12 protein-coding genes are annotated in these 14300 nt (G+C 67.0%); 5 read left to right on the top strand and 7 right to left on the bottom strand.

Annotated features, from left to right (window positions below; all coding sequences use genetic code 11):
• Positions 1-24 precede the first annotated feature (24 nt).
• Both LN047_RS06270 and LN047_RS06265 read right to left on the bottom strand, forming a co-directional pair.
• Positions 25-621: an energy-coupling factor transporter transmembrane protein EcfT gene (locus LN047_RS06270; RefSeq protein WP_373981346.1), complete on the bottom strand. Its 597-nt coding sequence runs from the start codon at positions 619-621 to the stop codon at positions 25-27.
• A complete protein-coding gene (locus LN047_RS06265) occupies positions 618-1295 on the bottom strand; it encodes an energy-coupling factor ABC transporter ATP-binding protein (RefSeq protein ID WP_373981345.1) in 678 nt (225 codons plus the stop codon). The genes LN047_RS06270 and LN047_RS06265 overlap by 4 nt, the downstream gene beginning before the upstream one ends.
• Before the next feature lie 52 nt (positions 1296-1347).
• Here LN047_RS06265 and msrB point away from each other — a divergent pair, with 52 nt between their 5' ends.
• From msrB to LN047_RS06245, 4 genes are read left to right on the top strand one after another with little or no spacing between them, the layout of a single operon-like run.
• Positions 1348-1746 carry a peptide-methionine (R)-S-oxide reductase MsrB gene (gene msrB / locus LN047_RS06260; protein WP_056321785.1) on the top strand — a complete coding sequence of 133 codons (399 nt, stop codon included), beginning with the start codon at positions 1348-1350 and terminating at the stop codon, positions 1744-1746.
• The gene (locus LN047_RS06255; protein WP_056321782.1) at positions 1746-2330 is read left to right on the top strand and encodes a septation protein A; all 585 of its coding nucleotides are present in this window, start codon (positions 1746-1748) and stop codon (positions 2328-2330) included. The genes msrB and LN047_RS06255 overlap by 1 nt, the downstream gene beginning before the upstream one ends.
• A gap of 7 nt (positions 2331-2337) precedes the next feature.
• Positions 2338-2607: a BolA family transcriptional regulator gene (locus LN047_RS06250; RefSeq protein WP_056321779.1), complete on the top strand. Its 270-nt coding sequence runs from the start codon at positions 2338-2340 to the stop codon at positions 2605-2607.
• 17 nt (positions 2608-2624) lie between these two features.
• A complete protein-coding gene (locus tag LN047_RS06245; RefSeq protein WP_056321777.1) occupies positions 2625-3401 on the top strand; it encodes a peptidylprolyl isomerase in 777 nt (258 codons plus the stop codon).
• Positions 3402-3609: 208 nt separating this feature from the next.
• Here the strand turns inward: LN047_RS06245 and ligA are convergent, their stop codons facing one another.
• The 3 genes from ligA to smc are packed head-to-tail and all read right to left on the bottom strand — an operon-like array spanning position 3610 to position 10356.
• Complete coding sequence (gene ligA / locus LN047_RS06240; RefSeq protein ID WP_373981344.1) at positions 3610-5709, bottom strand: NAD-dependent DNA ligase LigA; 2100 nt, start codon at positions 5707-5709, stop codon at positions 3610-3612.
• Entirely contained in the window at positions 5709-6776 is a 1068-nt protein-coding gene (locus LN047_RS06235) for a cell division protein ZipA C-terminal FtsZ-binding domain-containing protein (RefSeq protein ID WP_373981343.1), read from the bottom strand. The genes ligA and LN047_RS06235 overlap by 1 nt, the downstream gene beginning before the upstream one ends.
• Positions 6777-6822: 46 nt before the next feature.
• Positions 6823-10356, bottom strand: coding sequence for a chromosome segregation protein SMC (gene smc, locus LN047_RS06230; protein WP_373981342.1), 3534 nt, complete (start codon positions 10354-10356; stop codon positions 6823-6825).
• Between the two features lie 264 nt (positions 10357-10620).
• On the opposite strand from smc, the gene lplT reads away from it, so the two are divergent.
• Positions 10621-11934 carry a lysophospholipid transporter LplT gene (gene lplT, locus LN047_RS06225; protein WP_056321765.1) on the top strand — a complete coding sequence of 438 codons (1314 nt, stop codon included), beginning with the start codon at positions 10621-10623 and terminating at the stop codon, positions 11932-11934.
• Positions 11935-12011: 77 nt separating this feature from the next.
• Here the strand turns inward: lplT and LN047_RS06220 are convergent, their stop codons facing one another.
• A complete protein-coding gene (locus LN047_RS06220) occupies positions 12012-13037 on the bottom strand; it encodes a uracil-DNA glycosylase family protein (protein WP_373981341.1) in 1026 nt (341 codons plus the stop codon).
• The gene (tsaB, locus tag LN047_RS06215; protein WP_373981340.1) at positions 13034-14290 is read right to left on the bottom strand and encodes a tRNA (adenosine(37)-N6)-threonylcarbamoyltransferase complex dimerization subunit type 1 TsaB; all 1257 of its coding nucleotides are present in this window, start codon (positions 14288-14290) and stop codon (positions 13034-13036) included. Before tsaB ends, LN047_RS06220 begins: the two co-directional genes overlap by 4 nt.
• Positions 14291-14300: the final 10 nt, after the last annotated feature.

Raw genomic sequence — 14300 nt, 5'->3', positions numbered from 1 at the left:
GGTATGAATGTTGGGCGCGTGCGGTCAGAAGCTGCGCGCGTCGATCGCTTCGGACACTTCCTGGGCCCGCTTCAAGGTCAACACGATCAGCGGCACGATCAGCGCGATCGGGTTTGCGCCCAGACCGCGCGCGGCCTGCGCCTCGCGGATCTCCTGGAAATTGCGCCAGATCTCCGGCACGAAGCGCAGCGCCAGCGCAAGGGCCAGCGCCACCTTCTCGGCATCGACCAGCCCCGTGCGTTCCAGCGGCCGCAAGGCCCGCTCGCAGACGGCAATCAGGTCGGACGTGCGGGTGGACAAGGTCACGGCAAGGGCCAGGCCGACCATTGCCGCCACACGCAGCACGACGGCCAGGGCCTCGATCGGCCCCTGGAACCAGCCGGTGAACAGCGCCACGGCCAGCAGTACCCAGAGCAGCCCGCGCACCTGGCGCCACACGGCTGCTGCCGCGACGCCCGTGGACCAGACCATCGCCACCGAGACGCCGAAGGCAAACGCCAGCCAGAGCGGATCGCGCAGCAGGAACAGGCCCGCGCCCGCCGCCATCAACGCCAGCAGCTTCACCCATGCCGGCAGCCGGTGCAGCGGCGTGTCGCCGGTGACGTACAGCGGTTCCATCATGCGCAGTGCTCCCGGTACCAGCGCAGCGCGGCGGCTGGCGTGTCGTCGGCCGCAATCACGCCGTCACGCACGACCAGCACGCGGTCGAAATCCTCAAGCAGTTCCAGGTCATGGGTCACGACGATGGCGTCGTGGGGCAGCCCGTCGATGGCGGCGCGCACCCGGTTGCGGTTGCGCAGGTCGAGCTGCGTGGTGGGTTCGTCAAAGACGATAAGCGCGGGCTCCATGACCAATACGGCGGCCAGCGCCACCAGTTGGCGTTCGCCGCCGGACAGCGTGTGGCTGCTGCGGTCGGCCAGATGGCCCACGCCCAGCCGGTTCAACTGGCTGTCGATGCGGGCCTCGCGCTCGTGGCGGTCGGGCGCCAGGCGCTTCAGGCCGAACGCCAGGTCTTCGCGCACGATGGGAAAGACGATCTGGTTTTCCGGGTTCTGAAAGACGAAGCCGACGCGCGCGCGCACGGCCTTCAGCTCTTGCCGCGTATCCAGCCCGTCCACGCGCACGCTGCCCGACGTGGGCGCCACCAGGCCATTGATCAGCCGCGCCAGGGTGCTCTTGCCGGCGCCGTTGGGACCGACGATGCCGACGCGGCGTTCGGCCAGGGTAAGACTCACCCCGCGCAACACTTCCGCCTGGGGCGTCGACACTACCGCCTGGTCAAACTCGATTAACATGGGGCGGGATTATGCCCGAACCATTTCGGGCATCGCGACTCCAAGAGCTCATATGGAAAAAGTACGCAAAACCGACGCCGAATGGCGCGCCCAGCTTTCCCCCGAAGAATACGTGGTCACCCGCCAAAAGGGTACCGAACGCGCATTCACCGGGCGCTACTGGGATACTTTCACCCCTGGCATCTACCGCTGCGTCGGCTGTGGCACCGCGCTGTTCGCATCCGACACCAAATTCGACGCCGGCTGCGGCTGGCCCAGCTACTTTCAGGCGCTGGACCCCGAACTGGTGCGCGAAGAGCGCGACATCAGCCACGGCATGGTTCGCACCGAAGTGCTGTGCAACGTCTGCGACGCCCACCTCGGCCACGTCTTTCCCGACGGCCCCGAACCCACCGGCCTGCGCTACTGCATCAATTCCCTGTCGATGACGTTTGAGCCCCTAGAAGACTGATGAAGAAGTTCCTGTTCGACCTCTTTCCGCTGCTCCTGTTCTTCATCGCCTACAGGTATACGGACATCTTCACCGCCACGGGCGTCGCCATGGCGGCCGCGGTGGCGCAGATCGTCTGGCTCAAAGCCACCGGGCGTCCCACCGAGGCCATGCACTGGATCAACCTGACGGTCATCCTGGTGTTCGGCGGCGCCACCATCTGGCTGCACAGCGACGTCTTCATCAAATGGAAGCCCACGGTGCTGTACTGGATGTTCGGCGGCGCGCTGGTCTTTGCCCGCCTGTTGTTCAAGCGCAACCTGATCCGCCGCCTGATGGAAAAGCAGATCCAGCTGCCGGACGCCGCGTGGGACAAGCTGAACATGATCTGGGCCGCCTTCTTCCTGATTGCCGGCGCGCTCAATCTGTATGTCGCGTTCTCGGGTCACTTCACCGAATCCCAATGGGTCAGTTTCAAGGCCTTCGGCCTCATGGGACTGATGATCGTCTTCGTGATTGGCCAGTCCCTGTGGCTGGGCAAGCACATCCAGACCGAGGAAAACACGCCGGCCAACCCGGGCGCCACGCCGCCCGGCAAGCCCTGAGCTTCCCATGCCAGAAACTACCGACCGTATCGCCCTGATCCGGGAGCGCCTCGCCGTCCTGGAACCCGTCAGCCTGGACATCCTGGACGACTCCCATTTGCATGCCGGCCACGAAGGCAGTAAAAACGGCGCCGGCCATTACCGCGTCATCATCGTAGCGCCTTGCTTTACGGGGCTCTCCGCCGTTGCGCGGCACCGGCTGGTGTATCATCATTTGCAAGATTTGATCCCCTATCCGATTCATGCGCTTGCGCTTGACGCCCAGGCTCCCAAATAGAAAGTAAAAGGATATTCATGAAACGCATCGTCATGCTGGCTGCGGCCTGCGTCATCGCCGTGCCGGCTTTTGCGCAAAACGTGGCAACCGTCAACGGCAAGGCCATCCCGCAAAAGAGCCTGGATCAATTCGTCAAGCTCCTGGTCGGCCAAGGCGCCACCGATTCGCCCCAACTGCGCGAACAGGTCAAGCAGGAAATGATCAACCGCCAGATCTTCGTGCAAGCCGCCGAATCCAGCGGCATCGCCAAGCAGGCCGACGTCCAGACCGAAATCGAACTGGCTCGCCAAGGCATCCTGGTCCGCGCGCTGATGGCCGACTACCTGGCCAAGCACCCCGTCACCGACGCCCAGGTCACCGCCGAATACGAGAAGATCAAGAAGGAACAGGCCGGCAAGATGGAATACAAGGTCCGCCACATCCTCGTCGAAGACGAGAAGAAGGCGAACGACCTGCTGGCCCAGTTGCAGAAAAACAAGGGCAAGTTCGACGACCTGGCCAAGAAGAACTCGAAGGACCCGGGCAGCGCCGAAAAGGGTGGCGATCTGGGTTGGGCGCCCCCGACCAACTACGTGCAGCCGTTCGCGCAAGCCGTGACGCAGCTCAAGAAGGGCCAACTGGTCGACAAGCCGGTCCAGACCCAGTTCGGCTGGCACATCATCATGGTTGACGACACCCGTCCGGTCGAATTCCCGCCGATGGATCAGGTCCGCCCGCAGCTGGAAGAAATGCTGCGCCAGCAAACCCTGGCCGACTACCAGAAGCAACTGCGCGAAAAGGCCAAGATCCAGTAAGGTCTGCGCTGCTCAAATAACTGCCCGCCGATCGCGGGCAGTTTTTTTTGCGCTCGGCTCAGGTGTCAGACACCCCTTGAGGCGCTGCCCCCAGCTGAAGACCATCTGTGCGGGGTGTCTGACACCGCCCCCCCCCCAGCAAGCAACAAAAAGGGCTGCACGCCGGTGGCGTACAGCCCTTCTTCGTTAGCGCGCGGCAGCGTCCTGGCTAGGAAACGCCCAGCAGCGCCTTCAGTCCGTCCTCATCCAGCACCGGCACGCCCAGTTCCTGGGCCTTGGTCAGCTTGCTTCCAGAATCTTCGCCCGCGACCAGATAAGCCGTCTTCTTGGACACCGAGCCGGTGACCTTGCCGCCCGCGGCCTGGATGTGCATCGAGGCCTCTTCGCGCGTCCAGTTGGGCAGCGTGCCGGTCAGCACGAAGGTCTTGCCGGCCAGCGTGGTGTCTTGCGGCGCGGTTTCGGCCACCGGGTTCACGCCCTGCGACTTGAGTTGCTCGATGACGTCGCGGTTGTGCTGCTCGGCAAAGAAATGCCGGATCGACGCGGCCACCACGGGCCCCACGTCCGGCACCGACGACAACGCGTCTTCGTCCGCGTCCATGATGGCGTCGATGCTGCCGAAATGCCGCGCGACGTCCCGCGCCGTGGTTTCGCCCACGTGGCGGATGCCCAGCGCGAAGAGCAGCCGGGACAGGTTGGGCGAGCGCGCCTTCTCGATGGCGGCCACCAGGTTGTCCGCGGACTTCTGGCCCATGCGGTCCAGGCCCACGAGTTCCAGCGGACGCAAGCTGTACAGGTCCGCCAGTGTCTTGACGCGGCCGCTGTCCACCAATTGGTCCACCAGCTTTTCGCCCAGGCCTTCGATGTCCAACGCCTTGCGGCTGGCAGCATGCCACAGTGTCTGCTTGCGCTGGGCGCCACAGAAAAGGCCCCCGGTGCAGCGCGCGATGGTCTCGCCTTCCAGGCGCTCGATGGCCGATTCGCAGACCGGGCATTGCGTGGGCATGACGAATTCCCGCGCGTCGTCGGGCCGCTTTTCCAGCACCGGGCCCAGCACTTCGGGAATCACGTCGCCCGCGCGCCGCACGATGACGGTGTCGCCAATGCGCACGTCCTTGCGGCGGATCTCGTCTTCGTTGTGCAGCGTGGCGTTGGTGACGGTGACGCCGCCCACGAACACGGGCTTGAGCCGCGCGACCGGGGTGATGGCGCCGGTGCGGCCCACCTGCACCTCGATGTCCACCAGCGTCGTGGTGGCTTCTTCGGCCGCGAACTTGTGCGCCAGCGCAAAGCGCGGCGCGCGCGCCACGAAGCCCAGCACCTTCTGCGCGGGCAGCGAATCAACCTTGTAGACCACGCCGTCGATGTCGTACGGCAGGGTGGCGCGCAAGGCGCCCACCTTGGCGTAGAAGTCCATCAGGCCTTGCGCGCCGGTTGCGCGATGGTTGTGCACCACATTGACCGGCAGTCCCAGCGAGGACAGCCACTCCAGCATGGCGCCGTGAGATTTCTCGGGCAGTTGCGACGCCTGCGCCGCGCCCGCGGAGGCTTCGTCGAACAAGCCGCTCTGCGAGCCGGGCAAGCCCTGGACCTCGCCCCAGCCGTAGGCAAAGAAACGCAGCGGCCGCTTGGCCGTGATGCGCGGATCGAGCTGGCGCAGGCTGCCTGCCGCCGCATTGCGCGGGTTGACGAAGACCTTTTCGTCGCGCTTGGCCTGCGCGGCGTTCAGCTTTTCGAAGTCGGCGCGGTTCATCAGCACCTCGCCGCGCACCTCCAGCACCTTCGGGGACGCGCCCTTCAATTGCAGGGGAATTGCCTTGATCGTGCGGATGTTGGACGTGACGTCCTCGCCGGTCTGGCCGTCGCCTCGGGTGGCGGCCTGCACCAGGCGGCCGTCCTCGTAACGCAGGCTGATCGCCAGGCCGTCGAGCTTCAGTTCACAGAAGTAGTCCGGCTGCTGCGCCGGTCCCAGCATGCCGGCGCCGCGCAGCGTCTCGGTGACGCGGCGGTCGAAGGCGGCCACCTCTTCCTCGGAAAACGCATTGTTCAGCGACAGCATCGGCACCACGTGGCGCACGCTGCCAAACGCGGAAACTGGCGCCGCGCCCACGCGCTGCGTGGGCGATTCCGGCGTCACCAGTTCGGGATGCTCGGCCTCCAGGGCCTGCAATTCGCGCATCAGCCCGTCGTACTCGGCGTCCGAGACGGAAGGCTCGTCGTAGACGTAGTAGCGGACGTTGTGCTGTTCGATTTCGGCGCGCAGGCGCGCCGCGGCTTGCGCCGGATTCTCGCCGGACCTGCTTGCCATCAGGCAAACACCCGCTGGGCGCGCTCGCTGCCGGCGGGCAGACCCGCTTGTTCGAGTTGGCCGAAGAGAACCTGCAGGCGCTCGTCGATGACGGCTTCAGAGCCATCGGCCAGGGGCTTGCCCTGATCGTCGACCAGCTCGGCGCGCAGGCGCGACGCCAGGTCGCGGCCCACGTCGACCATGCGGCCAAAGGCTCGCGTGTCGGCCGGGCTGCACGGCACGTCCAGCAGCAGGTACAGGCGTTCGATGCCGCCCATGCCCGCGTCGAACGCCGCGCCGTCTGCGCGGGCCAGCGTGAAGCGGGCCACGCCGTTTTCGTTGGGCCACGCAAGGCGGTTGCCGTCGGCGACGAAACCGACGTCGCGCGCCACGGCCAGGACTTCGGCCGCCGGTTGGGCCGAACCCAACAGCAGCGTCAGGCCAACCTGGGTATCCAGTGCGGCGCAGGTGTCGTCCAGTCGGGCGCCCTGCTCCAGCACGGCCTGCTGGTCGGGGCCTTCGATCGTGGCGTCGAAGCGCTCGGCCATGTCCTGGGCACGCGCCCAGGCTTGCGACCATTCGATGGCGGTCAAGGGACCGCTGCGGTTGGCCAGCAGCACGGCCAGCTGCATGGAGGCATAGGATTCGCCGGGATGGACGCGCGCGCGGTGGCGGCGCTGGTCGGTTTCGGCGAACACGCGCATGGGCTTGCGGCCCACGTTGCGCAGGCTTTGCATGTAAGGCAGCAGATCCGCGCCGCGCACCGCGTCGGCAAAGTTGATCTCGATGACCACTTCGCACGCGGGATCGGGTTCTTCCGCGTCGTCGGCATCGCTGCCGGGATCGACGGGGGCCGGTTGGCCGGGCTGCGCGCGCGCGGGCTCACCGCCCATGCCGGGCTCGCGCCGGGCCACATTGGCCGAGGCGGCGCCCGCCGCCCCCGCGCCCAGCAACGGATCCTGTTCGGAGGTGGGGAAGTGGCTCTGCATCTTGCGGCGCACGCGCCGGTCCTGCCACCAGTTGAATCCCAACACCAGCAGTATCAGCAAGACGCCCAGGGCTATCAGCCCGATCTGCAAATCACTCATGTGTAAATCCCGCGCCTGGAAGGCGGCGCCTTTCTCAATATTGGGTTTATGCCGCTTCGGAGGCCATCATCTGGACGGCCGAATCTATGTCTACCGCAACGATACGCGAAACCCCTTGCTCTTGCATGGTTACACCGATCAATTGCTTTGCCATTTGCATCGCGATCTTGTTGTGCGAGATGAAGAGGAACTGCGTCTGCTCGCTCATGTTGGCGACCAGATTCGCATAGCGTTCGGTGTTGGCGTCGTCCAGCGGCGCGTCCACCTCGTCAAGCAGGCAGAACGGCGCGGGGTTCAGCTTGAACAATGCGAACACCAGCGCGGTCGCGGTCAGCGCCTTTTCGCCGCCCGACAGCAGATGGATCGTGCTGTTGCGCTTGCCCGGCGGCTGCGCCATCACCTGCACGCCCGCGTCGAGAATTTCTTCGCCGGTCATGCTGAGCTTGGCCTCGCCCCCGCCGAAGAGCTTGGGGAAGAGATCGCCGAAGTGGCCGTTGACGATGTTGAACGTCTCTTGCAGCAGTTCGCGCGTCTCGCGGTCGATCTTGCGGATGGCGTCTTCGAGGGTCTCGATGGCGGTCATCAGGTCCTGGTGCTGGGAATCCAGGAAGCCCTTGCGTTCGCGCGAGGTGTTCAGCTCGTCCAGCGCGGCCAGATTGACCGAGCCCAGCGCTTCGATCTGGCGCGAGATGCGGCCGACTTCCTGTTGCAGCCAGCTGGCGCGGCGCCATTCGTCGGGTTGGTTGGCCAGGAACTGGGCCAGCTCCTCGCGGTCGACTTCGCGCGCGTTGAGCTGTTCCGTGAACTGTTCTTCAGCCAGGCGAGCCGCCTGCTCCTGCAGTTGCAGTTCCATGATGCGCGCGCGGCGCGGCTCCAGCGTCTGCTCCTGTTGCTGGCGGTCCTCGTCGGCGCCGCGCAGCAGGGCTGCCAGGTTTTCGAGTTCCTGGCGGGCGCGCGACAGCGCTTCCTCGCGCTCGGCGCGCATTTCCAGGGCATCCTGCAAGCCGGCCTGCGACGCGGACGCGTCAAGCTCCGCCAGGTCGCCCATCAACTGTTCCAGCTCGACCGCGCCGCGCTGGCTCTGGTCTGCGGCCAGTTGCTGGTTGCGCTGCAGGTCGGTGATGCGGACCTGGATGCCGCGTTCGGCGAATTCGGCTTCCTGGGCAGCGCGCTCCAGTTCGCGCAGACGGGTGCGGGCCGCCTCGGCTTGCGCCGCCAGCGTCTCGCCGTCCATCTCGGCATCGGCGAACTTGGACTGGTGCTCGGCGAGTTCTTCGTCCAACGCTTCGAAGCGGGCCTCGGCCTCTTCGCGCGTGGCGCGCAGGTCTTCTTCGTGCGCCTTGATTTCTTCCAGGTCCTGACGCAGGCGCGAGGCGCGTTCGCCGGACTGTTCGGCCTGCTGCTGCAGCCGCGAATGTTCCAGCTGAATGTCGTGCACACGGCGCGTGACTTCGGCCACGCGCGTGCGCGCCGGCGAGATGGCCTGGGACACCTGCTGCCAGGCGGCTTCGGCGCGGGCAACCGCGGCGCGGGCCTGGTCGGCGATCAGTTGCTGGGCCTTGATCTCGCGCTGCAGGTTTTCGATTTCCTGCTGGCGCGCCAGGAGGCCGGCCTGCTCGGAGTCGGGCGCGTAGAAACGCACGCTGTGCGCGTCGATCAGATGACCGGCCTTCACCACGCAGGCAGCGCCGGCGGGCAAGGTGGCGCGCAGGGCCAGGGCCTGGGTCAGGTCATTGGCCGTATAGACGCCGGCCAGCCATTCGTTCAGCAGCGTGCGCAGATCGGGATCGGTGATGCGCAGCAGGCTGGCCAGCGGCGTGAAACCTGCCGGCGCCGGCGGCGTGGGCGCGGCGGCGGGCAGTTGATAGAACGCCAACCGGGCGGGCGGCGCATCGTCGGCAAAGGCGCGCGCCCAATCCAGATTGCGCACTTCCATGGAAGCCATGCGTTCGCGCAGCGCCGATTCCAGGGCGGTTTCCCAGCCCGGTTCGACGTGCAGCTTCTGCCACAGGCGCGATAGTCCGGCGAGTTCGTGCTTGGCCAGCCAGGGTTCGAGCGCGCCCTGCTTCTGCACGTCGTCCTGCAGCTTGACCAGCGCGGACAGGCGGGCTTCCAGGCGGGCGAGGTTCTGGGCTTCGGTCTGGGCGGCGGCCTGGGCGCGGCTGCGCTCGGCGTCGGCCTCGGGCACGCGGCCCTCCAGGACGGCCAGTTCTTCCTGGGCGGCTTCGAGCTGGTCTTCGCCCGCGGCGCGGTCGCCGGCCAGTTGTTCCAGGCGCTCGGGATCGGGGCTGTGCAGTTCGCGCAGTTCCTGTTGCAGGCGCTCGCGCCGCTGGTCCAGGGTCTGCATCTGGCGGTCGGCGTCGCGCTGGGTCTGCGCGACCAGCGCGAGGTTCTGCTCGACACGGGCCAGGGCCGCGCGCATCTCGTCGCGGCCGGCGGCGGCTTCGCGCACGCGCTGCTCGACCGAGGGCAGGCCCGCCTGGGCGTCTTCCGCGGTGGCGCGCGCCTCTTCGGTGCGGGCGGCGGCCGCGGCCAGGTCGTCTTCGGCCTGGGCGATCTGTTCGGTGCAGTGCTCGCGCTGGCTGGTCCATTCGGCGATCTGCTGCTGAAGCTGATCACGGCGGGCCTGCAGGCGGTTGCGGGAATCGACGACGTGGCGGATCTCGGCTTCCAGGCGGCTGACCTGGGCATTGGCCTCGTACAGGGCGCCCTGCGCGGTATGGACGGCGTCGCTGGCGGCGTAGTGGGCCTGGCGACGGGATTCCAGCGCGGCCTCGCCCGCACGCAGCCCGGCAATGGCGGCTTCCAGTTCGTTCTGGGCCTGCGCCATTTCCTGCGCCTTCCTGGCGCGTTCCTCGCGGGCCCCGGTTTCCTTCAGCAGCCACAGCGAATGCTGCTTCTTTTCGCCGTCGGCCTGGAGCTCGCGGTAGCGGGTGGCCACTTCGGCCTGGGCTTCCAGCTTTTCGAGCTGGCTGTTCAATTCACGCAGGATGTCTTCGACGCGTGTCAGGTTCTCGCGCGTGTCGGACAGGCGGTTTTCGGTTTCGCGGCGGCGTTCCTTGTAGCGCGACACGCCGGCCGCTTCTTCCAGGAAGACCCGCAGTTCTTCGGGGCGGGCTTCGATCAGGCGGTTGATCATGCCCTGCCCGATGATGGCGTAGCCACGGGCGCCCAGGCCCGTGCCCAGGAAGATGTCGTGGATGTCGCGGCGGCGGACCTGCTGGTTATTGACGAAATAGCTGCTGGTGCCGTCCCGGGTCAGCACCCGGCGCACCGCGATCTCGGCGTAGGTGCTCCATTGGCCGGCAGCGCGCCCCTCGCTGTTGTCGAACACCATTTCGACCGAAGCCCGGGCGGCGGGCTTGCGGTTGCCCGAGCCATTGAAGATGACGTCCTGCATGGACTCGCCGCGCAGTTCCGATGCCTTGGCTTCGCCCAGCACCCAGCGCACGGCGTCGATGATGTTCGACTTGCCGCAGCCATTGGGTCCCACCACGCCGACCAGCTGGCTGGGCACGGGGATGACGGTGGGGTCGACGAAGGACTTGAAGCCGGCGAGTTTGAGCTGAGTAAGGCGCACAGTACGATGACGACGGGGTGGGTTGAACGAAAGGCGTTAACGGACCTGCCGCACAGATTGCAAACCGGCCCAAGAAGGGCCGGCTCTCATATGGGTCGTATGATACCGCAGGCGGTCTGCACCCTGACCTTGGCGCCGGGCAACCCGCGGGCAAACGCGCAATGGCTCGGGGCAAGGGTCCGGCTATACTCCCTGACACTTTTTGGCACGACACATAATTTTCACGCGGACCGGCCAGCCTCTGGCCAAAGATCGGGGACATTCTTGAAACGTGGTTTCTATCTGGTCATGGCGGCGCAGGCCTTCTCGTCATTGGCGGACAACGCGCTGTTCATCGCAGCGATCGCGCTGATACAGGAGCTGCACGGTCCTGACTGGCTGGCCCCGATGATGAAATGGTCGTTCGCGCTGGCCTATGTCGTGCTGGCCGCGTTCGTCGGCGCCATCGCGGACTCCTACCCCAAGGGCCGCGTGATGTTCTCCACCAATGCCCTGAAGGTGGCCGGCTGTCTGCTGATGTTCTCGTACGCCAGCATCGGCGTCGCCCCCCAGTACCAGACCTGGCTGGTCTGCGCCGCCTACGGCGTGGTGGGCATCGGCGCGGCGGCCTATTCCCCCGCCAAGTACGGCATCGTGACGGAAATGCTGCCGCCCACCATGCTGGTCAAGGGCAACAGCTGGATCGAGGGCCTGACGGTCTTCTCCATCATCCTGGGCACCGTGCTGGGCGGCCTGCTGATCTCCTCGTCCGTTTCCACCGCCCTGCTCAGCCACTCCTTCATCGGCAAGCTGGTCCACACGCCGGCCGAGGCCGCCATCCTCGTCATCGCCTTCGTGTACCTGCTGGCGGCGCTGTGCAACCTGATGATTCCCCGCACCCACGTGCGTTATCCACCGCAGCAGAAGAACCCCGTACGCCTCGTGCGCACGTTCTGGGGCTACGTCTGCGTGCTGTGGAAGGACAAGCTGGGGCAGATCTCGCTGGCCGTCACCACCCTGTTCTGGGGCGCCGGCGCCACGCTGCAGCTCATCGTCATCGAATGGGGCCGCAGCCACCTGGGCTACCAGCTCGACAAGGCCTCGATGCTGATGGGCGTGGCCGCGCTGGGCACGGTGGTCGGGTCGATCCTGGCCGGCCGCATCCCGCTGCGCCGCGCGCTCGCCGTGCTGCCGGTCGGCGCCATGATGGGCCTGGTCGTGCTGCTGATGCCGCTGGTCTACCAGCCCTGGAGCGTCTATCTGCTGCTGTTGCTGACGGGCGGCCTGGCCGGTTTCTTCGTGGTGCCCATGAACGCCCTGCTCCAGCACCGAGGCCACGTGCTGCTGTCGGCGGGCCATTCGATCGCCGTGCAGAACTTCAACGAACAGCTCAACATCCTGCTCATGGTGGCCATGTACACGCTGCTGCTGTGGCTGGAACTGCCGATCAACGTGATCATCGTGATCTTCGGCTCTGTCGTGGCCGTGCTGATGGTGGTCTTCATGCGCTGGAGCAAGCGCAACATGCAGGCCAACCCCGACCTGCACGACCAGATCGGACAGGAAGGCCACGGCCGCGCACTGGATACCACCCACTAGGCCGCGCGCGCCAACTATTTGATCTTCCAGCAAAAAACCGGGCTCTCGCCCGGTTTTTTCATTTGCCGCCGGTCCCGCTACAGTTCGCGGGCGGCCAGCTTCAGGTCCTGCCAGGCACGCGCCTTTTCCGACGGGCTGCGCAGCAGATAGGCCGGGTGGTAGCTCACGACGACCGGAATCTGCGCGCCCTCGTCCGTCTTCAAGTGATGGACGCGGCCCCGCAGGCTGCCGATGGTGGCGTCCGTGCCCAACAGCGTCTGCGCGGCAAACCGCCCCAGCACCAGGATGCGCTCGGGTTTGAGCAACGCGATCTGCCGCATCAGATACGGGCTGCAGGCGGCGATTTCCTCGGGTTTGGGATTGCGGTTGCCCGGGGGACGGCACTTGATGACATTGGTGATGAAGACGTCCCGCTCGCGGCTCATGCCCACCGCCGCCAGCATGGCGTCCAGCAACTGGCCCGACCGGCCCACGAAGGGCTGGCCCTGGCGGTCTTCCTGTTCGCCGGGAGCTTCGCCCACCACCAGCCAACGGGTCGGCTGGGCGCCCTGGCCGACCACCGCATGGCGGCGGCCCTGGCACAGACCGCAGGCCGAACACGCCACGACCTGCGCGGCCAGCTGTTCAAGATTGGCGTCCTTGACGGCCTCGGCCACCGGAATGGGCGGTGGCGCTTCCTCCTGGACTTCGACCTTCGGCGCCGGCCGCGGCGGCGGGCCGGTGCGGTTCAGGATCGAGGCCGGAATGGCCGATGATGCGCGCCCGGATGGCGGCTCTGCCGGCGTGGCGGCGGGCGCGGAAACCTGGGCAGCCTGCGCGGGCGGCGCAATCGTTGGAACCGCAGAGGGCGATTCGGCGGGGGCCGGCGCGACGATGGCGGATTGGGGTGCCGCAGCGGGCGCGCCGCCGGACAGGGCCGAGGGCGCCGCCACGGGGGCCGGCGCAGATGCGCCGACAGAGGGCGCAACGGGCGTCTTGATGGCCGGCGTGGCAGGCGGCGTACGCAGCCACAGCCGCTCCATGCCAAGCTCGCGCAGCCAGATGCGCTGCAACGGGTTGATGCGGGGCGGCGCGGAGCGCGCCGCGGCGTCGACCGGGTTCATGCCGGGGCTCCGTCGGCTTGGCCAAAGCGCTTTTGCATGACGATGGCATCCTCACGGCCGCCCTTGTCCGCCGGGTAATAACCACGGCGCACGCCGATCTGCAGGTAGCCGTGGCCCTTATAGAAACTGATGGCCGAGGTGTTGGACGGCCGCACTTCCAGCAACAGCCCTTCCAGCCCCCGTTCGCGCGCCTGCTGTTCGCACCAATCAAGCAGCGCGCCGCCGAGCCCCTGGCGGTGCAGGTCCCGCGCCACCGCAATCACCAGCAGGTGCGCCACGTCGGGCGCATACATCAGCACGCAGAATCCGGCCAGCTTGCCCTCGCGCCGCAACGTCCAGGCGCCGTAGTCCGACGCCAGGGCGTCAGCGAAATTGCCGCGCGTCCAGGGGAACGCCTGAACTTGCGCCTCCAGCGCCACGACGTCTTCCAGGTCCGCCTGGGTCATGGGCTGCGGCACCGGCGTGGCGAGCGATGGCTGGGCCTTGGGATTGCCGCCCTCGCCGCGCAGGCGCTCGGCAGTGGTGAACGCGACCTTGTCCCGCACATACAGGGGCGCGGCCAGCTCGGGCGCCAGGGTTTCGCCCCGCAGCCAGCCCTGGCGGGCAAGGCGCGCCACGCTGGCTGCCTGCGGCCGCTGGGCATCGACGGCACGGCGCCATTCGGCGGGCGCCGCCATATCGGCGGCGTACGCGTCCCAGGCATCGCCTGCCAGCAGCGGCGCGATCGGCTGCCCGGCCCGCGCCGACCAGATCGGCAAATGGTGCGCCGTCCAGGGCACGACCTCGGCGGCGGCAATCAGCATCGGCGCCTGCAGGGTTTCCCAGACGGATTCATCACCCGCCGCAGCGCTGCGGCGGTAGACTGCGAGATAGACCTCGTTCATGCGGGCGTCCAGCGCCACGACCACGGCCTCGCCAGGGGTGCCATCGACGTCCGCGGCCACGGCCTGGTGCGAAACAATAGGCAACACCGGGATGCCCAGCCCCAACGCCATTCCCTGGGCGACGCCGCAGGCCACGCGCAGGCCGGTGAAGCCGCCGGGCCCCTGCCCGAACGCCACGGCGTGCAGCCACGATGCGGCGATGCCGGCCTCGGCAAGCAGCGCATCGGCCATAGGCAGTAGGCGCTCGGCATGTTCCTGGGAACCTTCGTGTTCGCGGACGCTGATCTCCAGGCGGCCGTCGACCGCCCGTAAAAGGGCCACGCCACATCGTGACGACGAAGTTTCCAGTGCCAGCAGGTTTAGTTCCATAGATGCAGAT

Origin of the sequence: Achromobacter sp. JD417, assembly GCF_041879325.1 — a bacterium.
GTDB classification, from domain to species: domain Bacteria; phylum Pseudomonadota; class Gammaproteobacteria; order Burkholderiales; family Burkholderiaceae_B; genus Achromobacter; species Achromobacter mucicolens.
The sequence above is the reverse complement of the archived record's forward strand: the minus strand, read 5'-3'. Positions and strand labels throughout refer to the sequence as shown.

Coding starts and splice junctions, on each gene's coding strand:
- LN047_RS06270 (WP_373981346.1), bottom strand. CDS start 621: ATGATGGAACCGCTGTACGTCACCGGCGACACGCCGCTGCACCGGCTG.
- LN047_RS06265 (WP_373981345.1), bottom strand. CDS start 1,295: ATGTTAATCGAGTTTGACCAGGCGGTAGTGTCGACGCCCCAGGCGGAA.
- msrB (WP_056321785.1), top strand. CDS start 1,348: ATGGAAAAAGTACGCAAAACCGACGCCGAATGGCGCGCCCAGCTTTCC.
- LN047_RS06255 (WP_056321782.1), top strand. CDS start 1,746: ATGAAGAAGTTCCTGTTCGACCTCTTTCCGCTGCTCCTGTTCTTCATC.
- LN047_RS06250 (WP_056321779.1), top strand. CDS start 2,338: ATGCCAGAAACTACCGACCGTATCGCCCTGATCCGGGAGCGCCTCGCC.
- LN047_RS06245 (WP_056321777.1), top strand. CDS start 2,625: ATGAAACGCATCGTCATGCTGGCTGCGGCCTGCGTCATCGCCGTGCCG.
- ligA (WP_373981344.1), bottom strand. CDS start 5,709: ATGGCAAGCAGGTCCGGCGAGAATCCGGCGCAAGCCGCGGCGCGCCTG.
- LN047_RS06235 (WP_373981343.1), bottom strand. CDS start 6,776: ATGAGTGATTTGCAGATCGGGCTGATAGCCCTGGGCGTCTTGCTGATA.
- LN047_RS06220 (WP_373981341.1), bottom strand. CDS start 13,037: ATGAACCCGGTCGACGCCGCGGCGCGCTCCGCGCCGCCCCGCATCAAC.
- tsaB (WP_373981340.1), bottom strand. CDS start 14,290: ATGGAACTAAACCTGCTGGCACTGGAAACTTCGTCGTCACGATGTGGC.